The organism is Nitrospirota bacterium (assembly GCA_013388455.1).
In the GTDB taxonomy this organism is placed as follows: domain Bacteria; phylum Nitrospirota; class Thermodesulfovibrionia; order Thermodesulfovibrionales; family SM23-35; genus JACAFF01.
In genome coordinates, this window is the sequence record JACAFF010000003.1 from 25,705 (window position 1) to 48,201 (window position 22,497).

General features: G+C 36.9%; 21 protein-coding genes. 16 read left to right on the forward strand and 5 right to left on the reverse strand.

The window, feature by feature from the left end:
• Positions 1–21 precede the first annotated feature (21 nt).
• Entirely contained in the window at positions 22–1,017 is a 996-nt protein-coding gene (locus HXY53_00975) for a ribonuclease Z (GenBank protein ID NWF75142.1), read from the forward strand.
• Here the strand turns inward: HXY53_00975 and HXY53_00980 are convergent.
• Positions 980–2,236 (reverse strand): beta-ketoacyl-ACP synthase II, encoded by a 1,257-nt coding sequence (locus HXY53_00980; GenBank protein NWF75143.1) that lies wholly within the window; start codon positions 2,234–2,236, stop codon positions 980–982. The two genes, HXY53_00975 and HXY53_00980, sit on opposite strands and share 38 nt — an antisense overlap.
• Before the next feature lie 50 nt (positions 2,237–2,286).
• On the opposite strand from HXY53_00980, the gene HXY53_00985 reads away from it, so the two are divergent.
• The 3 genes from HXY53_00985 to HXY53_00995 are packed head-to-tail and all read left to right on the forward strand — an operon-like array spanning position 2,287 to position 5,280.
• On the forward strand, positions 2,287–3,981 hold the full coding sequence (locus HXY53_00985; protein ID NWF75144.1) for a DnaJ domain-containing protein: 1,695 nt from the start codon (positions 2,287–2,289) through the stop codon (positions 3,979–3,981).
• A 2-nt stretch (positions 3,982–3,983) separates the two neighbouring features.
• Positions 3,984–4,751 (forward strand): ribonuclease H-like domain-containing protein, encoded by a 768-nt coding sequence (locus HXY53_00990; protein ID NWF75145.1) that lies wholly within the window; start codon positions 3,984–3,986, stop codon positions 4,749–4,751.
• Positions 4,738–5,280 (forward strand): hypothetical protein, encoded by a 543-nt coding sequence (locus HXY53_00995; GenBank protein ID NWF75146.1) that lies wholly within the window; start codon positions 4,738–4,740, stop codon positions 5,278–5,280. Before HXY53_00990 ends, HXY53_00995 begins: the two co-directional genes overlap by 14 nt.
• Here HXY53_00995 and moaA read toward each other — a convergent pair.
• On the reverse strand, positions 5,263–6,267 hold the full coding sequence (gene moaA, locus HXY53_01000) for a GTP 3',8-cyclase MoaA (protein NWF75147.1): 1,005 nt from the start codon (positions 6,265–6,267) through the stop codon (positions 5,263–5,265). The two genes, HXY53_00995 and moaA, sit on opposite strands and share 18 nt — an antisense overlap.
• 635 nt (positions 6,268–6,902) lie before the next feature.
• Between moaA and HXY53_01005 the strand changes: the two genes are divergently transcribed.
• From HXY53_01005 to HXY53_01060, 12 genes are all read left to right on the forward strand, one after another.
• Positions 6,903–7,595, forward strand: a complete 693-nt coding sequence (locus HXY53_01005; protein ID NWF75148.1) for a hypothetical protein — start codon at positions 6,903–6,905, stop codon at positions 7,593–7,595.
• A gap of 37 nt (positions 7,596–7,632) precedes the next feature.
• Positions 7,633–8,337, forward strand: a complete 705-nt coding sequence (locus HXY53_01010; protein NWF75149.1) for a 4Fe-4S dicluster domain-containing protein — start codon at positions 7,633–7,635, stop codon at positions 8,335–8,337.
• A gap of 103 nt (positions 8,338–8,440) precedes the next feature.
• Positions 8,441–9,049, forward strand: coding sequence for a twin-arginine translocation signal domain-containing protein (locus HXY53_01015; GenBank protein ID NWF75150.1), 609 nt, complete (start codon positions 8,441–8,443; stop codon positions 9,047–9,049).
• Positions 9,050–9,097: 48 nt separating this feature from the next.
• Complete coding sequence (locus tag HXY53_01020) at positions 9,098–11,707, forward strand: molybdopterin-dependent oxidoreductase (protein ID NWF75151.1); 2,610 nt, start codon at positions 9,098–9,100, stop codon at positions 11,705–11,707.
• 211 nt (positions 11,708–11,918) lie between these two features.
• Positions 11,919–12,848, forward strand: coding sequence for a formate dehydrogenase accessory protein FdhE (locus HXY53_01025; GenBank protein NWF75152.1), 930 nt, complete (start codon positions 11,919–11,921; stop codon positions 12,846–12,848).
• 41 nt (positions 12,849–12,889) lie between these two features.
• Positions 12,890–13,108 (forward strand): SAP domain-containing protein, encoded by a 219-nt coding sequence (locus tag HXY53_01030; protein NWF75153.1) that lies wholly within the window; start codon positions 12,890–12,892, stop codon positions 13,106–13,108.
• 232 nt (positions 13,109–13,340) lie between these two features.
• On the forward strand, positions 13,341–14,222 hold the full coding sequence (locus tag HXY53_01035; GenBank protein ID NWF75154.1) for a hypothetical protein: 882 nt from the start codon (positions 13,341–13,343) through the stop codon (positions 14,220–14,222).
• Positions 14,207–15,241, forward strand: a complete 1,035-nt coding sequence (locus tag HXY53_01040) for a 6-bladed beta-propeller (protein NWF75155.1) — start codon at positions 14,207–14,209, stop codon at positions 15,239–15,241. Before HXY53_01035 ends, HXY53_01040 begins: the two co-directional genes overlap by 16 nt.
• Positions 15,242–15,357: 116 nt before the next feature.
• On the forward strand, positions 15,358–17,139 hold the full coding sequence (locus tag HXY53_01045; protein NWF75156.1) for a hypothetical protein: 1,782 nt from the start codon (positions 15,358–15,360) through the stop codon (positions 17,137–17,139).
• Between the two features lie 2 nt (positions 17,140–17,141).
• Positions 17,142–18,176 (forward strand): 6-bladed beta-propeller, encoded by a 1,035-nt coding sequence (locus HXY53_01050; protein NWF75157.1) that lies wholly within the window; start codon positions 17,142–17,144, stop codon positions 18,174–18,176.
• A 111-nt stretch (positions 18,177–18,287) separates the two neighbouring features.
• Positions 18,288–18,917: a hypothetical protein gene (locus HXY53_01055; protein NWF75158.1), complete on the forward strand. Its 630-nt coding sequence runs from the start codon at positions 18,288–18,290 to the stop codon at positions 18,915–18,917.
• Positions 18,911–20,032 carry a cytochrome C gene (locus tag HXY53_01060; GenBank protein NWF75159.1) on the forward strand — a complete coding sequence of 374 codons (1,122 nt, stop codon included), beginning with the start codon at positions 18,911–18,913 and terminating at the stop codon, positions 20,030–20,032. Before HXY53_01055 ends, HXY53_01060 begins: the two co-directional genes overlap by 7 nt.
• 15 nt (positions 20,033–20,047) lie before the next feature.
• Here HXY53_01060 and HXY53_01065 read toward each other — a convergent pair whose 3' ends face one another.
• From HXY53_01065 to ilvC, 3 genes are read right to left on the reverse strand one after another with little or no spacing between them, the layout of a single operon-like run.
• Positions 20,048–20,710, reverse strand: a complete 663-nt coding sequence (locus HXY53_01065; GenBank protein ID NWF75160.1) for an NAD(P)/FAD-dependent oxidoreductase — start codon at positions 20,708–20,710, stop codon at positions 20,048–20,050.
• The gene (locus tag HXY53_01070; protein ID NWF75161.1) at positions 20,707–21,387 is read right to left on the reverse strand and encodes a phosphatidylserine decarboxylase family protein; all 681 of its coding nucleotides are present in this window, start codon (positions 21,385–21,387) and stop codon (positions 20,707–20,709) included. Before HXY53_01070 ends, HXY53_01065 begins: the two co-directional genes overlap by 4 nt.
• Positions 21,384–22,400 (reverse strand): ketol-acid reductoisomerase, encoded by a 1,017-nt coding sequence (gene ilvC, locus HXY53_01075; GenBank protein ID NWF75162.1) that lies wholly within the window; start codon positions 22,398–22,400, stop codon positions 21,384–21,386. Before ilvC ends, HXY53_01070 begins: the two co-directional genes overlap by 4 nt.
• Positions 22,401–22,497 lie beyond the last annotated feature (97 nt).

Here is a 22,497-nt window from a genome sequence, read left to right on the forward strand (position 1 = left end):
CACAATGAGATATAATCACTCATGAAACCTACGTTTGTTCATAAACTTGTTAATAACCCTTTTGAAGATCCTGTGCTTTTCCTAAGGATTATAAGAGAAAACCGTGCTTTACTATTTGATATAGGAGATATCAGTAAACTGAAACCGCGTGATCTTCAAAAGATAACGGATGTCTTCGTGACACATACCCACATTGACCATTTTATCGGTTTTGACTTGCTTCTCAGGGCACTTTTGAGAAGAGAACAACCTTTGAGAATCTATGGCCCATCAAACATCGTTGAGTGCGTAGAAGGCAAACTCAGGGGTTATACATGGAATCTTATAAAAGAATACCCGCTTAAAATTGAGGTCTTCTGCATAGATAGAGATAGAATAATTTCTTTAAGTTTTCATGCTGAAAATTGTTTCGAGAAAGTTGAAAACGGTATTGAACCATTCAGAGGTATTCTATTAAAAGAATCGCTCTTTACGGTAAAAGCAGTCCAGTTAAATCATCAGATTCCATGTCTTGCCTTCTCTATAGAAGAAGATTTCCATATTAATATTAATAAGGTTTCCTTGAAAGAGAGGGGTCTATCAGTTGGCCCGTGGCTCTCTGAATTAAAAAAGGCAATTAGAGAAAATCTCAGTTCTGATACAGAATTCAAATTATCTGACAGGACATACATGCTCGATGAGCTAAGGGATATAACCATAATAACAAAAGGTCAGAAGATATCGTATGTTACTGATGTATCAACAGATAATGCGAATATCAGAAAAATTATAGAATTTGTAAGGGATTCAGATACATTATACTGTGAGGCATATTTTATGGATAAAGATATTGAAAGGGCTTTAAAAAGATCCCATCTTACAGCCAGAATAACAGGGAAAATAGCACGAGAGGCAAATGTGCGAAACCTTGTTGTTATGCATTTTTCACCTAAATACAGAGATAAAAAGGAAAATCCCGAACAAGAAGCATTGATAGAATTCAAACATCCAGACGCTTTAAAACCAGAACTGCATTAACTCCACCAAAACCAAATGACTGTGAGATGGAAATTTTAATATCTGCAATTCTTAACTCAGTCACATAATCAAGATCACAAACATCGTCTCTCTCTCGCAGATTAATCGTGGGAGGAATAATATTTTCTTTCATACTCATAAGAGTAAAAGCTGCCTCAATAGCACCTGATCCAGCAAGCATGTGGCCTGTCATTGATTTAACAGAAGTTATTGGTATGCGATAGGCTTTTTCCCCAAAAACTATCTTTATAGCCTCTGTCTCTATTCTGTCGCCCAGAGATGTTGATGTGCCATGTGAATTTATAAAGTCAATATTTTCAGGATGCAATCCAGCACTGTCAATTGCCATTTTTATTGCACGTGCTTCTCCTTCAACTAAAGGTATAGTTTGATGATGTGCGTCCGTTACATTGGAATAGCCAATAATCTCACCATAAATTTTTGCAGCTCTATTTACTGCATGTTCATATTCCTCAAGTATCAGAATACAAGCGCCTTCAGAAATAACAAATCCGTCCCTTGTTCTATCAAAAGGTCTGCTTGCTGTCTTATCATTTATACTTGATAATGCACCTGCTTTACCATATCCTTCAATGCATATTCTGCATATTGGTGCTTCAGTTCCTCCACACAAAACAATATTGCAATAGCCCTCCCTGATTAATCTATACGCTTCCCCTATTGCATTTGTGCCAGATGAACATGCGTTTGATATACCGAGACAGTAACCTGTTATACCAAGTTTTTGTGCAACAAATGAAGAAGCCATGCTGATTGTTGTTGAAGGCATAAGATAAGCTGATATTCGCGAAGTTTTTTGTATTTCTCTTTCTAAGGTAGATATTCCGCCCCTGCTTGAACCAATAATAACTCCAGCTCCTCTTAAAAGTTCCGAGCTTTCATTCTCTATCGTACCTTCTTCATTTGTGGAAAAAGGACTGATGGGGAGCAAGAGTCCTGCATCTTCTGATGCCATTATAGCAGAGGCTACTGCATAGTGAACAAAAGGATCGAGTCGGTGTATCTCTTTGTTTGAAAGATATCTTAGTGCATTAAACCCTTTTAATTCTCCAGCAATCTTCCATTTCATGCCCGAGGTATCAAACCTTACTATTTGTGATATGCCAGATATACCATGCTTCAAGGCATGCCAGGATTCATGAAATGAATTTCCCAGTGGACTTACACTGCCAATTCCTGTAACAACAACTCTTTTCATATTTAATAATAACATGCTCCTGCTACATTTATTGCTCTAATGTTAGTCATATGCTATTATTATCAAAAAAATATCAATGGTTAGAAATGTCTTCAGAGATAGATAGAGATAACAGACGTTTTAAGAGATACGACTGTTATAAAGAAACTCAGGTATTGTTTGAGGGCAAAAAATATAATTTACAGGCAATTAATTATTCACTGAGAGGTATTGGTTTTTATTTTGACGAATCATTAACTATTCCTGTGGGATCTCCGGGACATTTCAAAATTGAGGATCTCGGTATTGATGATGACGGTAAAATTATCTGGTGTAAAAAAATTGACTCAAAACTTCGAATAGGCATAGAAAGAAAAACTATTTCCGGCCTTCTAAGTGTTTACCCTCTTGATGATATACTATTTGATTTAAAACAGAATGAAATGAATGGAGTACTCGAGCTAAGAAAAGAAGCAATCACAAAAAAAATATTCTTTAAAAAGGGTGACATCATTTTTGCTACTTCCAATAAAACAGAGGATCGCTTAATAGAGATTATGCTGAAAACTGGAAGGATAACAAATGACCAGTATTATCAATTGATAAACTTTTCTAAAAGAACCGGGAAAAGTCAAGGAGCAGCTATTGTCGCTCTTGGATATTTGAAGCCTGATGAACTCACTTCTGCTATTAGAAATCAAATTGAGGAGATCATTTTAAGCCTATTTCAATGGGAAAATGCCAAATTTATATTTTTTGATGGGCATGTACTTCCTGACAAAATCATAAAAATCAGACTCGATATAACTAATATTGTCTACAATGGCTACAAAAGAATTAGCAATATTGTATATATTAAAAATTCTTTGCCGCCTGTGGATACTGTCCTTCTTCCAGTTCACAACTTAAGTAATTTTTTAAATAATATAAAATTAGATAAGATGGATAAGGACATTATAGAACTGATTAATGGGAATCGAAGTATACAGGAAATAATTAACATTTCTCCTTATGAAACTCGGAATACTATGAAAACGCTTTTTTCATTGATAAAAGCAAGGATTATTAATATTAAAAAATCGGATTTACAGGAAGATAAGTATGATCAAGAATTTATAGATAAAATTGAAGACCTTTATCAGAGATTAGATTCATCAGATTATTACAGTATTCTCGGAGTAGAGAAATGGGCTACTCTTGATAAGATAAAGAAAGCATATTATGCTGCTGCAAAGGAATTTCATCCAGACAAACATAAAGAGTTGCCAACTGAAATCGTGAAGAACAAATTGAATGCTATCTTTACCCATTTAACCGAAGCATATAAAGTATTATCTCAATCTGATGAACGGATTAAGTATGATCAAAGTTTATCAACCTCACATACAATTAAGAAAAAAAGCAATAAGGAAATAGCAAGAGAAAAATATGAAGAGGGGACCATTGCGATAAATAGAGGAAAGTATGATGAAGCTATAAAATTATTTGAACAGGCGCTTTATCTTGACAGTACTGTGCCTGACTATCATTTTTATCTCGGGATGGCTCTGAAAGGTAACAAAAAATATAACGAAGCTGCAAGGATTATTAATAATGCCCTGAAACTTGCTCCATTCAATAGTGAGTATTTAACAGAACTCGGTTACATATTCTTGCAACTTGGATTCGTGTTAAGAGCTAAAGGAACTTTTGAAAAAGCTATCAAGATAGATTCTAACAATGAACATGCAATCGCCGGACTTCGAAAAATTAAGGAATTACAATAAAAATGATAAGAAACACATTCAGTATAGTAAATGGAATCGGTGAAAAAATAGAGAAGAGATTGTGGGAAAAAGGCATACTCACATGGTCAGATTTCATTAATGCCAGTAATCTTACTTTCTTCAGTCCACAGAAAAAAATTCTTTATGATAAATTTCTGATATCTGCATCTAATGAACTCGAGAATAATAATGCAAATTATTTTGCTAATTTTATAAAAAGAAGAGAGCACTGGAGACTTTTTGATATTTTTAAAAAAAATGCGATATGTCTTGATATCGAAACAAATGGATTAATGCCAGAAAATGGAGGTTATATAACTCTCATCGGAATTTATGATGGATTTGATTACAGGTGTCTTATACGAGATATTGATTTAACTGATGAGAATTTAATCAATGCGATTTCTGGATATAAATATCTTATCACTTTTTATGGCTCTGCCTTTGATATACCTTTTATCTTAAGGTCAATGAAAGAAATCAAGTTCAATATACCTCACTTCGATGTTTGTCTTGGTGCAAGAAGAATCGGGTGTAAAGGAGGGTTGAAGAAGCTCGAGATAGAAACAGGAATTGAAAGGGATGAAAATGTAAAGGGGATGGATGGCTATGATGCTGTTAAACTCTGGGGATATGCAAAACAGGGAAGCAGCGAAGCATTGGAACTTCTCAGAATATATAATAAAGAAGATACTGTCAATTTATTTAAGATCGCAGAAATTATTTATCAAAAGTTAAGGAGTAAAACTGGTATAGATGAATATCTCTGAGTCAGGGCTACCATATCAAACAGATCTTTATAAAAATATAGTTATCCAAACCATTGCTAAAGCTAAACATCTTCACAGAACTCTCGGCAACGATTTACTAAAGGACAAAACTTTTTTAAACCTTATTAACAAGCTCGATCAGAGCATAGAAGCCACCCAGAAAGAGATGCAATCCATAGGTGTCATAAGTGTATGTTCTGAGTGTTCTATACACGGGGAAGGAACATGCTGTGGTTATCGAACTGGTTATAAATGTGACAGCATACTTTTATTCATAAATCTTCTTCTTGGAAGGTCGATATCTCTCCAATCAAAAAACCCCCATAGGTGTTTTTTTCTTACAGATAAGGGATGCTCGCTAAGAGCTCGACCTGTAATATGTGTGAACTTTATCTGTAGTCGCCTGCGAAATAATTTATCTCATAAACAGCTTGTTCACCTACAGGAGATTGCAGGAGTAGAAATTGAGATGCTTTTTGCTTTAGAGGAATATATCAAAAAATATTCGTCTTCATCCGCCAATCTTTGACATTGGCCTCATAGAGTTTTGTTTTGAACTTATCAATGTTCTTAATTCAGCATTCTGTATTGTTATATTGTGGCCTTTTGGTTTAACATCAATGGAGAGCTTAATAAGCCGATCTATTTCTTCATCAGAAGCATTGCTACGAAGTGCAGGTTTTAAATCAATCTCTGTTTCCGAAAAAAGACATGGTCTTAACTTTCCGTCAGCAGTCAGTCGAAGACGATTACACTCTGAACAGAAGTGATTGCTAATCGGACTAATAAAGCCAATCACTCCATCAGCACCATCAAATTTAAAATACCTGGCAGGACCAGATTTTTTCTGGACCACCGGAGTAAGTTTTCCAAATTTCTCAACAATATATCTTATCCCTTCTGAAGAAATAAATTTTTCAGGTTTCCACATTCCCTGTGTTCCAAATGGCATAAACTCTATAAATCTAATCTGGTACGGATGCTTTATGGTCATTCTTGCAAAATCCTCTATTTCATCATCATTTATCCCTCGAATTGGAACCATATTAATTTTTATCGGTGTCAATCCTGCCTTTTCCGCAGATTTTATTCCATTTAAAACACGATTAATATCTCCGCCTCTTGTAATTTCTCTGAATCTTTCTGGTCGCAAAGAATCAAGACTTATATTTACCCGTTTCAACCCTGCATCTACTAAATCATCTGCATAACGTTCAAGTAATATTCCATTTGTTGTTAAGCTAAGGTCTTTAATGCCTTCAATGCTATTTAATAACCTGATAAGATAAATAACATTTCTTCTAACAAGAGGCTCACCACCTGTAATTCGAATTTTTGTAACACCATGATTAACTGATATTTTTACAATCCTTACAATCTCTTCAAAACTAAGGATTTCTTTATGTTCTATTGGAATAAGGCCATCTGCTGGCATACAATAAATACATCGCAGATTGCATCTGTCTGTTACTGATATTCGCAGGTAATCAATTGTGCGTCTGAAGTGGTCTTTCAAAGGAACCATATATTAAATCATATCTTAATTTTCATTTCTCTTCAAGAGGAAGTTTTTTATCAAGTAAATAAATTACAACTTTAGTATTAATAATATAAAACTTAAGTTTTAATATTTTTTTAATACTTTTTTTTTTAAATCTAATACTTTTATGGGATTGAAAATATTTTATAAATATGTTTTCTTATTATTGAGATTAATCTTTTCAAGTAATTTAATTTATTTTATCTTAGAGAGATTATTTCATCATTTTATTTAAGAAATAATTCTTGAAAAGTTAATCAATCCATAAAAGTTTAGATAGAGGTCTGAACGAAGAGGGAGCGAGGGGTGATTGTTTTTAAATCCAAAGTTGTTACTCACCCTTATATCGTAAATCTAACAAATTTACCTTATATTAATATAACTTTATTCATTTTCTTATCAAATTTTTTTCAGACTTTCTTCACGTTCCGTGATTTTCACAGTTCCAAAAAATCTCTTGTAAGGGGGGGGAGGTGAAAAAAACTAACAATATAAAAGCTCCTTTAAGGGGTAAAAAAAGGGGGGTGAGGGAAAAAATAAAATATTTTAGAAGAGGATCTCTGAATAACTTAAGGGAATTAATTATGTAATCAAGAAACGGAGGTGAAAAAATGAAGAAGTATTTATTGCTTATTCTTATCGTAGTTTTTGCGATAGGTATGTCTACTTTTGTAAGTGCGACGGTCTTTAATACACCGCACGAACTTGCACCTGAGCCATGTGCTATGTGTCATACACCTCATAGTGGAACAGGCCAATATCCATTATGGAATAGATTACAAGTAGCACCTACTTATGAAACTTATGATTCGGTCTCATTCGACATGGGTCCTACTTTTCAACCAAGACCACCTTCTTCACTTTGTCTGGTATGCCACAATGGGCTTGCAAGCTCACTTGTTAATTATCCAGGTCCTTGTTCTGTAACTGATGGAGCATATGATCTACAGATATCAGGATGTGCTGATTTAGATACGTGGCTTATGGATGACCATCCCATTAGTTTCAATTATGATGATACTTTAGATACTGCCACTGATGGAAATGGATTTCCACCTGCTACTGATGTGTCGGTTGGCACTCGTGTCAGATATGCAATAGTCGGAGGATTAAGCGGAACTAATTATTTCCTGTATGCAGCTTCTGGCGCATCTGCTCCAACTGATAGATGGTTTGAATGCGCAACGTGTCACTCAGTCCATGACCTTGCAACATATGATGGTAAAGGTGATTATCAGGTCTATTTCTTAAGGAACGACAATACACGTTCAACAATGTGCAAAGATTGTCATACATTAAGATAATGTTTAGGATAAAGATCTATTATGAAAGGAGGGAGTAATGGCTTATAAAAGAAAATGGATGATGTTTATAGATACATCCAAGTGCATAGGCTGTAAAGCCTGTCAGGTTGCATGCAAGCAATGGCACCAGCTGCCACCAGAGACTACTACTTTTATTGGTTCCTACACGAATCCCCCTGACGTATCAGGGACTACTTTTACACGTGTTGAATACACTGAATATGAAGACATAAGGAATACACTGTTTTTCTTGTTCTTTAAGAAACAGTGCATGCATTGTAACCAGGCTGAATGCCAGATATTGTGCCCTAAAGGTGTAGAAAAAACCAAAGAGGGTTTTGTTATTTTCAATGATAAGTGTATACCTGCGAATGTAAAAGTAAGTGGTGATGAAGCTGCAAAAATAGCAGCATTTCTTGCATGTTGTCCATACGAAATCCCGAAATATAACTCAACACTTGGTAGGTTTGTAAAGTGTGACTTTTGCTTTGACAGGTTTGGTGGAGGATATGGAGTATATACAACTTACAGAGATGGTCAACCTACCACTGCATGTGAGTTGGCCTGCCCACCAGGTGCAATAAAAACTGGTGCTGCTAAAGATATCATGAACATGGCAAAGCAGAGACTCGCTGTAGTTAAAGACACATATGACAAAGCAACCCTTTGGGGGGGCAGAGGCCGCGTAATATTTCTTTTAACTCAACCTCGTGAAGCATATAATCTGCCACCTGCTGATTAAAAGGGAGGAAAATGGACTTTAAAGCTTACTTTAAAAAAATTATGAACAAAAGAGCTTGTAACAAAAATTTGTTGAAAAGCTTAAAAATGAAAGGAGGGAATTAATGGCTATTACCCGAAGAGATTTTTTGAAGTACACTGCTGTCACTGGCGCTGCCCTTTATCTTGGAATATTCGACCTCAAGCCTATTAAAGCTTATGCCCAAGCCAATCCGCCTGTATGGTTGTATGAAAATTACAGCATATGTCCATATTGCGGCATGGGATGCGGAATGATTATTGGAAGCAATGAAGATGGCCAGATTACTTACGTCCAGGGTGACCCTGATAATCCAAATAACCACGGGTCTTTATGTTCCAAAGGTTCAAGTGCAGCTAACCTGAATCATATCGAAGGGTATGTCAGGCCTGGAGGGGTTCCATATCTGGATAAATACGGAGTTCCTTACAAGGCTGATGACTCCGAGAGGATTATAACGCCGTTGAGGCGTTCTCCTGGAGAAAACAATTGGGAAGTGATAGACTGGGATACAGCTCTCACCGAGATAGTTAATAAGATAGTAACTACTCGTGGCACCATTTCTCCCGGAGGCATATGCACAAATATTGCCGTCCTGGGCACTGCCAAGGACACTAATGAAGATTGCTATTTGTTGACTAAACTGATGAGGGCTCTCGGCATTGTTTATTTCGAGCACTGCGCCCGTCTCTGACACTCTCCAACCGTAGCGGCTCTGGGAGAGTCGTTTGGCAGAGGGTGTATGACAAATAGCTGGACAGATATTGAGAATGCAGACGTCGTATTGATTATGGGCTGCAATCCAGCAGAGAACCACCCATTAGCGATGAAACATGTCTTAAAGGCAAAAGAAAAGGGTGCAACTATTATAAATGTTGACCCGAGATTTTGTAGAAGTTCTTCACAGGCAGATATATATGCACCAATGCGTTCTGGAACTGATATTGCCTTTATTGGTGGGATGATTAAATATGCTATAGACCATGGTCTTTACAATACGAAATATGTAAGAGAATGCACGAATGCCCTACTTATGGTAAACAGTGGCTTTGAGACATGCGAAGAGGGTACCAAAGGTGTATTTTCCGGATTAACAACACCGGGTACTTATTATCCACATCTTGATGCTACTTTGGATGCTGCATATACCAAGACAACTTGGGACTATGATGCACCGTTAACTCCCACTGTGGCGGCAAATCTCACTGATTCTGGTACTGTTTTTGATAAACTCAAAAAACAGTTTGCCAACTACACAATCGAAAATGTATGTGCTATTACAGGCACACCAGAGGCACTGTATCAGGAGATTTGCGAGACATTTTGCTCAACATATCCTGACAACAAATCGGCAACCATTCTGTATGCTATGGGAACAACACAACATACTATTGGCTCACAGAACATCAGGGCATATTCAATATTACAGCTCCTCCTGGGAAACATGGGGGTTGCTGGTGGCGGTATTAACGCATTAAGAGGTCAGGTTAATGTTCAGGGTGCAACAGACCAGGCAGTGCTTCACCACATACTGCCCGGATATCTGAAAGTCCCTACACCTTCTCAGACTACATTGACTGATTATATGAATGCTAATTACAATTCAGCACATGCGGTTAATCCCGTTCACAATTATACTGTGAGGGGGACGTCAGGTGTAGACCCGATAAGTGTGCACTGGTGGAAGAACGGGAGAAAGTATATTGCTGCTCTGCTCAAGGCGTGGTGGCCGGGTGTAGACTGCGACACAGGATATTCTTATCTGCTCAAGAAGACGGGGGACCACAGCATCCTTACGATGTTCGATGAAATGTCTCAGGGACATATCGATGGCGCTATCTTCGTCGGAGAAAATCCTGCTGTGAGCGACCCTGACAGCGATCATGTGAGAGCGGCATTGGCAAATCTCGAATGGCTCGTCTGCGTAGACCCATTTGAAACAGAGACAGCGGCATTCTGGAGGTTGAATACTTTAGCAAATACAACCGTCTACCTTTTGCCTTGCGCAGTCGGCATCGAAAAGTATGGCTCTTTCACCAATAGCAGCAGGTGGCTTCAGTGGTCATGGAGTGGAGGAAATCCACCGGGAGAAGCAAGAACAGACCTCGATATCCTTGTGGACTTAGGCACGAGGCTTAAAACTGCCTTTAGTGCAGAACCCCAGATGTCGAATCTCAACTGGCCGTGCTTTGGCTACACTGGACAAACAGGCGATGCCCTGGCAGAACTCGTAGCAAAGGAGATGCATGGATATTTTTGGAATGGTTCGAGCTGGGTGTTACATAATGGAACCTTTTTGAATTTCCCGGATTACACGGGGCCTGACTATCTTTATGCTTGCGGCAACTGGCTCCATTGCGGTTCTTTTGCTGTATCACTGGATGCGTTTGAAAGCCCAAATCAGGGCGCTATATGGCCAGCTGGTGGAGTCGGAAACAGGGCAAAGAGGAGATACCCAATTGATGTTGGTAATGCTGGTTGGACAGACCCCGGCAAGTTGTGCTCCAGCCTATATTCCTATTGGTCGTGGTGCTGGCCTGTCAACAGGAGAATCGTTTATAACCGTGCGTCAATGTATCTTAGTGATAAAGATTTGACTACACTTGCAGGCGACCCGCTTGCTCCGCAAAAATATGTAGTCAAGTGGGACCCCGCTGCATCTACATTTAGAGGCGATGTAATAGACGGCGGCGGGAATCCGGGACCGGGAACATGGCCTTATCCTTTTATTATGCTAAAGGATGGTCACGGACACCTCTTTGGTGGATGGACTCTGTCAGATGGCCCATTCCCATGGCATTATGAGCCTGCTGAAAGCCCGATAGCTTATCCATCATGGCTTGGCACTTACAGGATGAACCCGACTGTTCATTTGTATGACCCTGGAAATGTTGCTACAAACTTCGCAGAGCATGGAGACGATGAATATAACATCTTTGCGACATCTTACAGAATAACCGAGCACTATCATACGGGGACTATGACGAGAAATATACCCATTCTGATTGAACTTCAACCTGAGCCTTTTGTTGAGATAAGCGAAGAGCTTGCGGCTGATACCACCGGAACCCTCGTTAAAAATAGTGATACAAATGGACCCATCAGCAATGGAGATGATGTGATAGTAACCTCAGCCAGAGGAAGTATTACAGTCAAAGCATGCGTCACTAAACGCTTCAAACCATTCAGGGTGAATGGCACAATAGTTCATCAGGTAGGTATCATCTGGCATTGGGGATTTATGGGTCTTAGTACTGGTGACAGCGGAAACATTCTGACACCTTATATCGGAGACGCCAATACGAGAATTCCGGAATCTAAGTGCTTCAGGGTAAACATCGAGAAGGTATAATACATAGTGCATAGCGGATGAGATTATATCTACTCTAATTTTCAAGATTGCCCCGGCACAAACCGGGGCAATCTATTGATAGTTACCTTGTTTGTCATTGTAAGAAGTCCCGAAAGCTTTCAGGACGGCGAAGCAATCCTAAAAGGGGAGATTGCCATGCCTTCGGCTCGCAATGACGGAAAGAAGTAATTTTTTTAAAAAGGAATACATAATGAAAAGAAAAAAACCTAATGAATTGGACAGGATCATCCATAGAATAGATGTCATTGAGAAAAATAGACCCAGTTATAAAGAAATACTCGAATTTTTTAAAGACATTGTAAAACAGCAGTATAAGATAAAATCACTTATTAATGTAGAAGCTGTTGACATAAATAGGGAAACAGTAAAAAAGCAGATGATGGAAGGATTTCCTTTGATAGATAAGAATGAGATAAAGCTGGATATGGACTCAGCTACAACCCTATTTAAGAAAATATGCAGGACTATCCAGAGAAAGAATAAAAAGATCGCTCCTGAAATAAAAAAGATAAATCAAGCCTTACGTCATAACAAAATAGAAGTGCAGGAGCTATTCAAAAAATTGCTTTCAGGCGATAAAGAATACTTTGATTCAATAGGCAAAAATAATGGTTCTTATTTTAATAAATGGCTGTTAATTTTTTTAGCACAAAACAGCATTAATCCTGTGCTTGAGGCATATGCTGATAGAATAAAAGGGTATGTGGAACAGGATTCATGGCGGAAAGGCTATTGTCCAGTATGCGGTTCTGAGCCACTAATGGGAAAGATAAAAAATGTCGAGGGTGTTGAAGGAGCAAAGTTTCTTATCTGTTCTTCCTGTGGCTTTGAGTGGCGATTTGATAGGATATTATGTCCATTCTGCGGCAACGGAGACCATAAAAAACTGAGGCATTTTTATATTGAGAAAGAAGGTAAGGGTTACAGGGTGGATGTCTGCGATATATGTAAAAAATACATCAAAACTATAGATTTAAGAGAACTAAAAATAGATGTTATCCCCCATGTTGAAGATATCGGAACTATTCATCTTGATATCATTGCTCAGAACGAAGGGTATAAAAGGGATATTCTAAATATTTTAGATATGGAAAAAATGGGGTCGGATGCCGAGGTATAGCATATAGCATAGTAGATTTTATACATAGAGGCCGACAAATTATGACACTTAGAGAACTGAAGCTGTATGCAAAAACAAAGGGATTAAAGATTCTTAATATGAAAAGGGAGAACATCATTCGAGCAATCCAGAGCCTTGAAGGAAATACTCCTTGTTTTGGAACATCTAAAGTAAAAAATTGTGACCAGAAAAACTGCTTATGGCTTCAGGAATGTTTGTATTACTACAATAGGCTTAACCTTGCAGATAATGAACAATAATTATTTAAGATTTTTATTAATAAAACTGTTATAAATAGTATCTGCCCATAAAATTAAGTTGATATTATGGCTGTTTGTCTATAATGCCCAATTACAAAATGTGGGAATGATGTCAAGATAAATGTCAATTCTATTTTAAGAACCTTAAAAATATTAATTGACAAGTTGAAGAAATAGAGTTAAATTATTGTTATAAAAGAATAAAATCTATCGTAATAAGGCTATTAAGCGATTGAATTTTATAAAAATAAAATACTCGCTTCCCCGATTAAGTCGAGGAATAACAAAAAAGAGTATATTTTTTTTCTCTAACAGCTTTACCAGAGATTTTACATTATTCCTATGTTTAATTGTTTGCTTTTTAATCCTCACCTTAAGCTTATTAACTTTTGACTCTTACTCTGCTGAAGAAAACACCTGTTTAGCATGTCATATAGATCTGAAAAAGCCTAAAAAAAGTATTCATGTAGTATTAGATAAGGGCTGCTCAACATGTCATAAGACTGTTGAAGGAAAAACTCATCCTGACCAGAAAGGCAGTATTATACTCACACAGAAAGTACCTGCTCTTTGTTATATTTGCCATGATATATCGAAATTCAAAGGCACATCAGGCCATGCCCTATTAGGTATGTGCACAGGCTGTCATAATCCACACAGCTCTGATTCAGATAAACTTTTAAAAAACGACCAGCCCAATCTTTGCTATGAATGCCATGAAAAAACAAAATTTACAAAAAAATATGTTCACGCAATAATAAATCTTGGAGGATGCACATCTTGCCATGCAGCACATACTTCTGAATATCCATCCCTTCTACTAAATTCGACACATAAATTGTGTATAAGCTGCCATGCTAATAAACTGAAATTACCACATGTTGTTTCCCTGCCCGGTAAAAAACGTCATCCGATTGATGGAGTAATAGATCCAAGTACCATCAAGTTGATAAAAGTTGAAGACCCAAAAAATCCAAAAAGACAGATAGAGATTCCAGACCCTAATGTTCCAGGAAAAGAGATGACCTGTGCAAGTTGCCATGAACCACATAGTTCTGATTTCAGGTCACTTCTAACCCAAGAAAGGATATGTATTAAATGCCACAAACTTTAATGCGAATACCTTACTTTACTCACTATTTACTATCCACTATTTTGCTATTACTTTTTGCATGTACCCCAAAAACACCCTTACTCGAAAAACCTAAAGGTGAATACATCTGGCCTCCACCTCCACAAACTCCGCGCATTCAATGGGTGACACAATGGTCAAATTCACAGGACTTTAAAATGATAAACCCTCTTGATGTACTTATAAGAGAAGCTGTGCTTCATGTTTTATTCAGGCCAAATGGGGTCGTAGTTGATAACGCAGGTAATATTTATGTTGCTGATTCACAGCTTCATAAAATTTTTGTCTTTGACATGGAAAAATTTACTTTGCGTTTTCTCGGCGAAGGTATACTTGATGCCCCAATATGTCTTGCTATAGACAATAAAAGAGGAATTTTGTTTGTTTCAGATTCAAAACTTAACAGTGTATTTGGACTGAATAAAAATACAGGACAGGTAGTTATGTCACCTGTTCCAACAGGAGAATTTAAAAATCCATCTGGATTGGTTTATGACGAAGAAAGAGAGAGACTATATGTTTCAGACAGTAAAAATCATATTATAAGGGTCTTTGATAAAGATGGGTTGCCTCTGTTTACATTTGGTAAAAAAGGAACTGAAGATGGTGAATTTCATACTCCAAGCTATCTGGCTCTTGATAAAAATGGCCGAATTTATGTTGTTGACTTATTTAATTTCAGGATACAGATATTCACTCCTGATGGAAAGTTCATTAGAAAATTCGGGAGACTTGGTGATTGTCGTGGCTGCTTCACAAGGCCAGCAGGTATTGGCCTGGATTCAGAAGGACACATATATGTGGTTGATACTGCATTCAACAATTTCCAGATTTTTACTGACGAAGGAAAGCTTTTACTCGATATTGGCAAGGCTGGAATAGGAGCAGGTCAATTTTCACTTCCAACAGGATTATATATTGATAAAAAAGACAGAATTTATGTAACTGATACTTTTAACAGAAGGATACAGGTTTTTCAATATTTGAAAGAAAAAAAATGAGGATGTCTAAGCCTTGAAGGAAAAAATTCATTGAGTCAGAAAAAAAGAATTATCTTTTTTTTAACTATATTTCTTTTTTTTTTATAGCTCTCTTATTTGAAAAATCTGAAGCACAGATGTCAAATGCTGCGTATGCATACCCCAAAAGGTTCCGTTTTACGGGTCTTATAGAACTTACATACCGCGATTATAGCTTTGCATCAAGTTATTATGGACATGGTACAGACACCAGCTATACGAGCTTCGAGCAACGCTATATGTTAGGGCTAAGGGGGTATATATATCATCCCAAACTTGTATCTTTTTACGCAAGCTTAACTTACAGAAAAGAAATAGCAGATGATGGTTCAGATAACAACCGTGATTTAGATACTATAAATTATAATTTTTCAGCCAATATTCTACGAACTAATCCTATATCTTTAGATTTATACGCCCTAAAAACTGACTCTACTATAGAAGGATGGGGCACATCTCCTTACAATATCACCACAAGTTTTTTTGGGGCGAGACTACGTTTTACAAGAAGAAATTTTCCTTCTATAGTAATTGGATATGATCACTGGGAATATACTATTGAGAGAGAACATGGCTTTTTAATCAATAAATATGGATTTGGGGAGCTTATTATCGAAAAAAAGATTAAGGAAGAAAATACCGAGAATACCAGATTTAATATAAATATAAATGGTTTTTTAAAGACTATAAATACAAGATATAATATTATTGGAGATTTATCAGAGTATTCAAGTCCTTTTAGAGAATATGATGGAAAAAATATAATAGCCAATACATATACTAATATAAAAAACCAAAATTCACTGTCTACTTCTTTTCAACACTCTGACATAGATATAAAAAAACTGACAATGTTTACAGCAGATTTAAGATTATCCCCTATCGGCAAGTTAAATCATAACTATGGATATGAATACCTTACTTTCGAAACCGAAGATGAGAAAGCAGATTTACAAACGGTCAGTAGTTATTTACTCTACAGACTATCTAAAATGATATTCGGAACAGCGAACTTACGTTACAGTTTCGGGAATCGTAACGAAAGAAACGAAGAATCATATGGGGTTAACATTGGACTAAATTATGGCAAGCTTATTAAAAATTTTGATTTTACGTCATATTATAAGTTCTCTATTAAAACAGATGAAAGCCGTGGAGAATATAAATTTGTTGGGAATTCTCTGGGCATTGGTCTCTCTACAAGAAAATTCAAGCTTGGGAAAATTTATGCAAATTATGATATCTCAACAAGCAAATATGATTATAATTATACATTAAAGGAAAGTGAATATTACTATTCGGAATTTGAAGAATTTGGCAAATTATCAGCCGAAGGTGATTACATAGAGCATAGAGTCAGAACAGGAATAAATGGCAAAGGACCAAGGAGGGCATACTGGAATATTGAGGCTGAAGCGAGAATTTTCGACGCTAATACAAAAAATCACGGAACTACATTCTGGATTGGAGAAGAACAATGGGCTGAGAAAATAAGGCATTATACTTTAACAGGAGATATAGGCTATCCTATCGGACAAAAAGGATTGGCCACATTGAAGGGAAGTTATACTACAGGAGAAACTAACTCTGAAAATATCGAAAGTTATTATTATGAAGTCCGTCTTAATTATCGTATACTCAGGAACCTCAATTTTTTAGGATGGTGGAGAGAAGATTGGCGAAATCAAGGATGGTGGGCAGGATCAACTGTTGATTTCCAGAGAAAATATGGATGGAAGAACAGGGAATATCAACTTGAACTACGTTATTTAATAAGAAGTATAACTCTCTCTCTTGAGTATAATGTATACAGGTTAGAGGAAGGTCCATTAGTTTCAGAATATAAAAGGTTTTATGTAAAACTGAGCAAACCATTTTAAAAATGAATAAGAAATACCTCATATTTTTTATTATTCTATTTCTTTTTGCCGGATGTGCTACATCGGAAGTTGCAATTCAAGATTCTGAATTAGATATACGAGGACCGAATCCTGTCTGGCCTCCGCCTCCCCAGACAGCGAGGGTTCAATATATAAGAAGCATTTCCGGACAATCTGATATAAAAAAAAAGAAGTCTTGGTTTATTAAAACAATGGATAGTATTCTCGGGAAAGGTCAAACATCAGGAAATTTACTCAGACCATATGGAGTATTCGCAGATGCTGATAAAATTTATGTAACAGATCCTGGAACTCATTTTCTTCATATCTTTGACATAAAAGAAAAAAGATATCTTGAAATTAGAAACGCTGACAGAAAGGATTTAATATCGCCTATCGGTGTAGCAGTTGACAAAAATGGAGAAATATATCTCTCTGATTCCATATTAAAGAGAGTTTTCCACTTCGATAAGGATGGTAAATATATCAGGGAAATCGGATCAGATGATTTATTTATCAGGCCTGCAGGTATTGCAATTGATGAAGAAAGACTTTATGTTATAGATACACACAAGCATAATGTTTTAGTTTTTTCAAAAAAAGATGGATCATTACTTTTTAACTTTGGTAAAAAAGGTAACGGAAAAGGAGAATTCAATTATCCTACTAATATATTTATTGCAAAAGATAACTTGCTTTATATATCTGATTCAATGAATTTCAGGGTTCAAATCTTTGATAAGAACGGCAAATTTATCTCAACTTTTGGTAAACATGGTGATGGTTCAGGTGATTTCTCTAAATCCAAAGGCATAGCTGTTGATTCAGATGGACATATTTATGTTGCTGACGCACATTTTGATACTGTCCAGATATTCGATAAGGATGGCAGGCTACTTCTTGCCTTTGGTAACACAGGCCGTAAAAAAGGACAAATGATCCTTCCGGCAGGTTTATTTATTGATGAACAGGACAGAATTTATGTTGCAGATTCAAATAATAACAGGATACAGATATTTCAGTATCTGAAAAAGTAAACAATGAGAAGTAAAATAAAATTAATATCTTGCGTTCTATATTTCACATTTTGTATTTTATTTTTAAATCCCTTTTTAGTTTTAGCACGTGTTGAAGATACTAAACATAATTTGTCTGTTTCAGGTACAGGGGATGTGAAAGCAGTTAGTGAAACCCAAATTTGTATATTCTGCCATACCCCTCATAATGCCTCACCTGCAAAACCTCTCTGGAATCATGAGATAACGGCGGTTGTAAATTATATAAATTACTGGAGTCCCACTTTGCAATCTTACTCTTCTGAGGCAGAAGCACCACCTATTGATGGATTCTCAAAACTCTGCTTAAGTTGCCATGATGGAACTGTAGCAATAGGTTCAATTATAAGCAGATGGGATGAGATTCAGATGATAAGCATTACAGATGTTCTTGATGCTTCAGGAAGACTCATTAGAGGGCCTGGGTACCTCGGGACAGATCTTTCAGGAGGGCATCCTATATCCATTATATTTGACGAAATACTGGCTAATAAAAGAAATACCTCAGACCCTCCTTTAAGCCGTCTTAAATGGCCTATAAACGATCCTTATGTAAAACTTCATCCTACTCAGAATGGATACGGAGTGCAGTGCACATCATGCCATGATCCACATACAAACAGAGCAGCAGGTGGTTGGCCCCCATTCTGGAATAAAACAACGCATGATGAAGTATGCATTGTATGTCACGAAGAGATACCACCAGGGGATATAGAATGGTAAAGAAAAAAGTTTTTATTATGAATATCGTTATCCTTTTTCTTATCTCCTCTTCTCTTAATGCTAACTCCGGGATTAAAAGGCCGCATGGTGATGAGAGTAAACTTCTCAAGGGGTGTGCAAGTTGTCATAAAGGTCATGGAATATATAATACACCCATGCTTTCGGTTAGAAAAGAATTATTTTGCTTTAAATGCCATGGACATAGTATTTATGTAGAAAATGCTAAAAGATCTGGAGACATTGCTAATGACGTCAAAACAGAGGATATACAGAAAGAATTTGAAAAACCTTACCATCACCCTATTGAAAAAACAGGTATTCATAGATATGATGAAATAATTCCAGAAGTAGATGGAGCTATGCCGAGACATTCAGACTGTGTTGATTGCCACCATCATCACTATGTAAAAAAGGAAAACAAGATGTCAGGTATCAGGGGTATAAATAAAGATGGAGTTAAGGTGAGGATAACTTCTGAGTATGAACTCTGCTTTAAGTGTCATTCTTATAGCGCTAATCTCCCTTCAAACCAAACCAATAAAGCAGAAATCCTTAATCCATCAAATCCTTCTTTTCATCCGATTATAGCGCCTGGAACTAACACTGATGTGCCAAGTCTTATCCCTCCTCTATCTACATCGAGCCTTATTAAATGCACTGACTGTCATAACAATGATGAACCTTCAGGTCCAAAAGGGCCTCATGGTTCTATTTATAAATATATTTTATCCAAGAATTATACGACTATTGATAGTTCAGAAGGTCCATTTCAATATGAACTCTGTTACAGTTGTCACAGAAGGAGTAGTATTTTAAGTAATGAAAGTTTTCAGTTACATAATCTTCATATATCGAATGTGGGCACTTCCTGCAGGACGTGTCATAACCCTCATGGGAGTATACAATATACACATCTGATAGATTTTAATAGGGCAACTGTTATGCCATCAAAAAGTATGCAACTTGAATACAGAGATTTAGGTATTAGAGCCGGCCAATGTTTTCTAAACTGTCACGGACATGAACATGACCCGGCTGTCTATCCCTCAGCAATATCAGGGACCATTTTACACAAACCTTCTTTTCAACCTAAACGATTTCCTTCACGTCGTTAAACCAAAATTGCAATGTTATTTTAGCACTGCCTTTTTAAATTCCTCTACTCCAATTCGTTCAATAAATCTTGGCATCCTTTCTCTTGTTTTCGCATTCTTCGAATAGTAATCAAGACATCTCTCTATTAACTTAAATGCCTCTTCATCATTTAGTTTTTCTGCTATTATATTACCAATTCGTGGTCTCCCGCCTGAATTCCCTCCAACTACTACTGTCCAGCCATCAGGTGCTGCAAAGGCACCAAAATCTCTCAGAAAACTCTCTGCACAATTAAGCCTGCATCCTGAAATGCCGAATTTTGTTTTTGCAGGAACGGTCTGTTCCTTTCCAACATACATTTTTTCTATTTTTGCAGCAAGTCCAAGTGAATTACCCTGCCCGAATTTACATGTTTCTGTTCCTGGACATGCCTGAACATAATGGACACATAATCCCTCAGCAGGTCCTATTGCCATATCCAGATCATTCCATACCTGTTCAACCTCTTCTGGTTTCATACCGACCAGTGCAATACGCTGACCGGATGTTATTTTAATTATTTTAATTTTATATTTGCGTGCAACCATCGCAAGCTTTTCAAGAATTTCAGGTGTCAATACACCCATCGGTATTCTGGGAACAATGGCATATGTCTGTTTATCCCTCTGAAGAATGGCCCCTCTTGGTTCCTTGCTCATTTTGTTTCCTCCCTTGCTATTACCGTCTCCCCTGCTTTCACCTTTTCCCCTAATTTGACCATAATTCCGACATCCTTTGGAAGATACACATCAAGCCTTGAGCCGAATTTTATCATTCCATATCTTTCTCCTCGTTTTAATATATCACCGATTTTTACCCTGCACACTACTCTTCTTGCAAGAAAACCTGCAACCTGTCTTACAAGTATTTCTCCGTATTCCCCTTCAAGTATCAGGGCAATATTCTCGTTTTTTAATGAAGCATCATCTTTATATGCTGCTTGAAATTTACCAGGTGTGTATATAACATCAACCACCCTACCGTCACAAGGTGAACGGTTTACGTGAACATCAAGAGGTGACATGAAGATACTTATTTCTTTAACTTCAGACTTTAAATTTTCCTTTTCGAATATATCCCTTATTTGTATTACTTTTCCATCAGCAGGTGATACAAAAAGACCTTTTTCCTGAGGTATATTCCTTTCAGGGTCTCTAAAAAAGAAAATTATAAAAACTGATAGAACAAATGAAAAAAAAGAGCCACCCACCAAGAGATAAAATATAGTTTCTGAAATGCCGGTTTTTAAACTCCAGAGTAACAGCAGCGAAATTATAAAAGTAACAAAAAGAGATATTACAATATACAGATAACCTTCTGGAGCAATTTTAATCACGCTTTTGATTTATCAACTAATTTTCCCTTCTTAAGCCATGGCATCATGGCTCTTAGCTTTGCTCCAACATCCTCGATAGGATGTTCCTCACCCTTTTTTGTAAGAGCATTGAAAACAGGCTTATTCGCTCTGCATTCCAATATCCATTCTCGTGCAAACTCACCGGACTGAATTTCGTTCAAAATTTTCCTCATCTCTTTTCTTGTCTCATCAGTAATGATTCTCGGACCACGTGTTAAATCACCATATTGAGCTGTATTGCTTATTGAGTATCTCATATTTGAGATACCGCCTTCATAAATAAGGTCAACAATCAATTTAACTTCATGCAGACACTCAAAGTAAGCCATTTCTGGTGAATAACCTGCTTCAACAAGTGTTTCAAAACCTGCTGTAATAAGTGAAGTTAATCCCCCGCAAAGCACTACCTGTTCTCCGAATAAATCTGTTTCAGTCTCTTCCCTGAAAGTAGTTTCAATAACGCCTGCCCTACCCCCTCCTATTGAAGAGGCGTAGGCAAGTGCAACTTTCTTTGTATCTTTAGAGGGATCCTGGTTTACAGCTATGAGGCATGGAACACCACTTCCTTTTGTATATTCAGACCTGACAAGATGACCTGGTCCTTTTGGAGCAACCATAAATACATTTACATTCGATGGAGGAACAATCTGACCATAATGTATATTAAACCCATGTGCAAACCCGAGATATGCACCTTTCTTTATATTCTGAGAGATTTCTGCTTTATAAATGTCAGCCATGTATTCATCAGGCACGAGCATCATTATAACGTCTGCTTTTTTAGCCGCATCCGATGGCGTAAATACTTTGAAACCTGCTTTTTCAGCTTTTTCCCATCCGGCTCCGCCTTTTTTAACACCTATAATGACATCCATCCCGCTTTCCCTTAGGTTATTTGCATGAGCATGTCCTTGGCTTCCGTAACCCATTACAGCAATTTTTTTGTTCTTTAAAATCTTCTTATCAGCGTCCTTGTCATAATAAATCTTCACCATCTTTCCTCCTCCAAAGTTTTTTAAAGCCAACAATGCAATTTAATAAAAATATATTATACACCACTCAACTGTCTTCCTGATATTTGTTTCGGCA

Excerpts from the sequence above, each read along its gene's own strand:
- HXY53_00975 (NWF75142.1), top strand. The coding sequence starts at position 22 with ATGAAACCTACGTTTGTTCATAAACTTGTTAATAACCCTTTTGAAGAT.
- HXY53_00980 (NWF75143.1), bottom strand. The coding sequence starts at position 2,236 with ATGAAAAGAGTTGTTGTTACAGGAATTGGCAGTGTAAGTCCACTGGGA.
- HXY53_00985 (NWF75144.1), top strand. The coding sequence starts at position 2,287 with ATGCTATTATTATCAAAAAAATATCAATGGTTAGAAATGTCTTCAGAG.
- HXY53_00990 (NWF75145.1), top strand. The coding sequence starts at position 3,984 with ATGATAAGAAACACATTCAGTATAGTAAATGGAATCGGTGAAAAAATA.
- HXY53_00995 (NWF75146.1), top strand. The coding sequence starts at position 4,738 with ATGAATATCTCTGAGTCAGGGCTACCATATCAAACAGATCTTTATAAA.
- HXY53_01005 (NWF75148.1), top strand. The coding sequence starts at position 6,903 with ATGAAGAAGTATTTATTGCTTATTCTTATCGTAGTTTTTGCGATAGGT.
- HXY53_01010 (NWF75149.1), top strand. The coding sequence starts at position 7,633 with ATGGCTTATAAAAGAAAATGGATGATGTTTATAGATACATCCAAGTGC.
- HXY53_01015 (NWF75150.1), top strand. The coding sequence starts at position 8,441 with ATGGCTATTACCCGAAGAGATTTTTTGAAGTACACTGCTGTCACTGGC.
- HXY53_01020 (NWF75151.1), top strand. The coding sequence starts at position 9,098 with ATGACAAATAGCTGGACAGATATTGAGAATGCAGACGTCGTATTGATT.
- HXY53_01025 (NWF75152.1), top strand. The coding sequence starts at position 11,919 with ATGAAAAGAAAAAAACCTAATGAATTGGACAGGATCATCCATAGAATA.
- HXY53_01030 (NWF75153.1), top strand. The coding sequence starts at position 12,890 with ATGACACTTAGAGAACTGAAGCTGTATGCAAAAACAAAGGGATTAAAG.
- HXY53_01040 (NWF75155.1), top strand. The coding sequence starts at position 14,207 with ATGCCACAAACTTTAATGCGAATACCTTACTTTACTCACTATTTACTA.
- HXY53_01045 (NWF75156.1), top strand. The coding sequence starts at position 15,358 with ATGTCAAATGCTGCGTATGCATACCCCAAAAGGTTCCGTTTTACGGGT.
- HXY53_01050 (NWF75157.1), top strand. The coding sequence starts at position 17,142 with ATGAATAAGAAATACCTCATATTTTTTATTATTCTATTTCTTTTTGCC.
- HXY53_01060 (NWF75159.1), top strand. The coding sequence starts at position 18,911 with ATGGTAAAGAAAAAAGTTTTTATTATGAATATCGTTATCCTTTTTCTT.
- HXY53_01065 (NWF75160.1), bottom strand. The coding sequence starts at position 20,710 with ATGAGCAAGGAACCAAGAGGGGCCATTCTTCAGAGGGATAAACAGACA.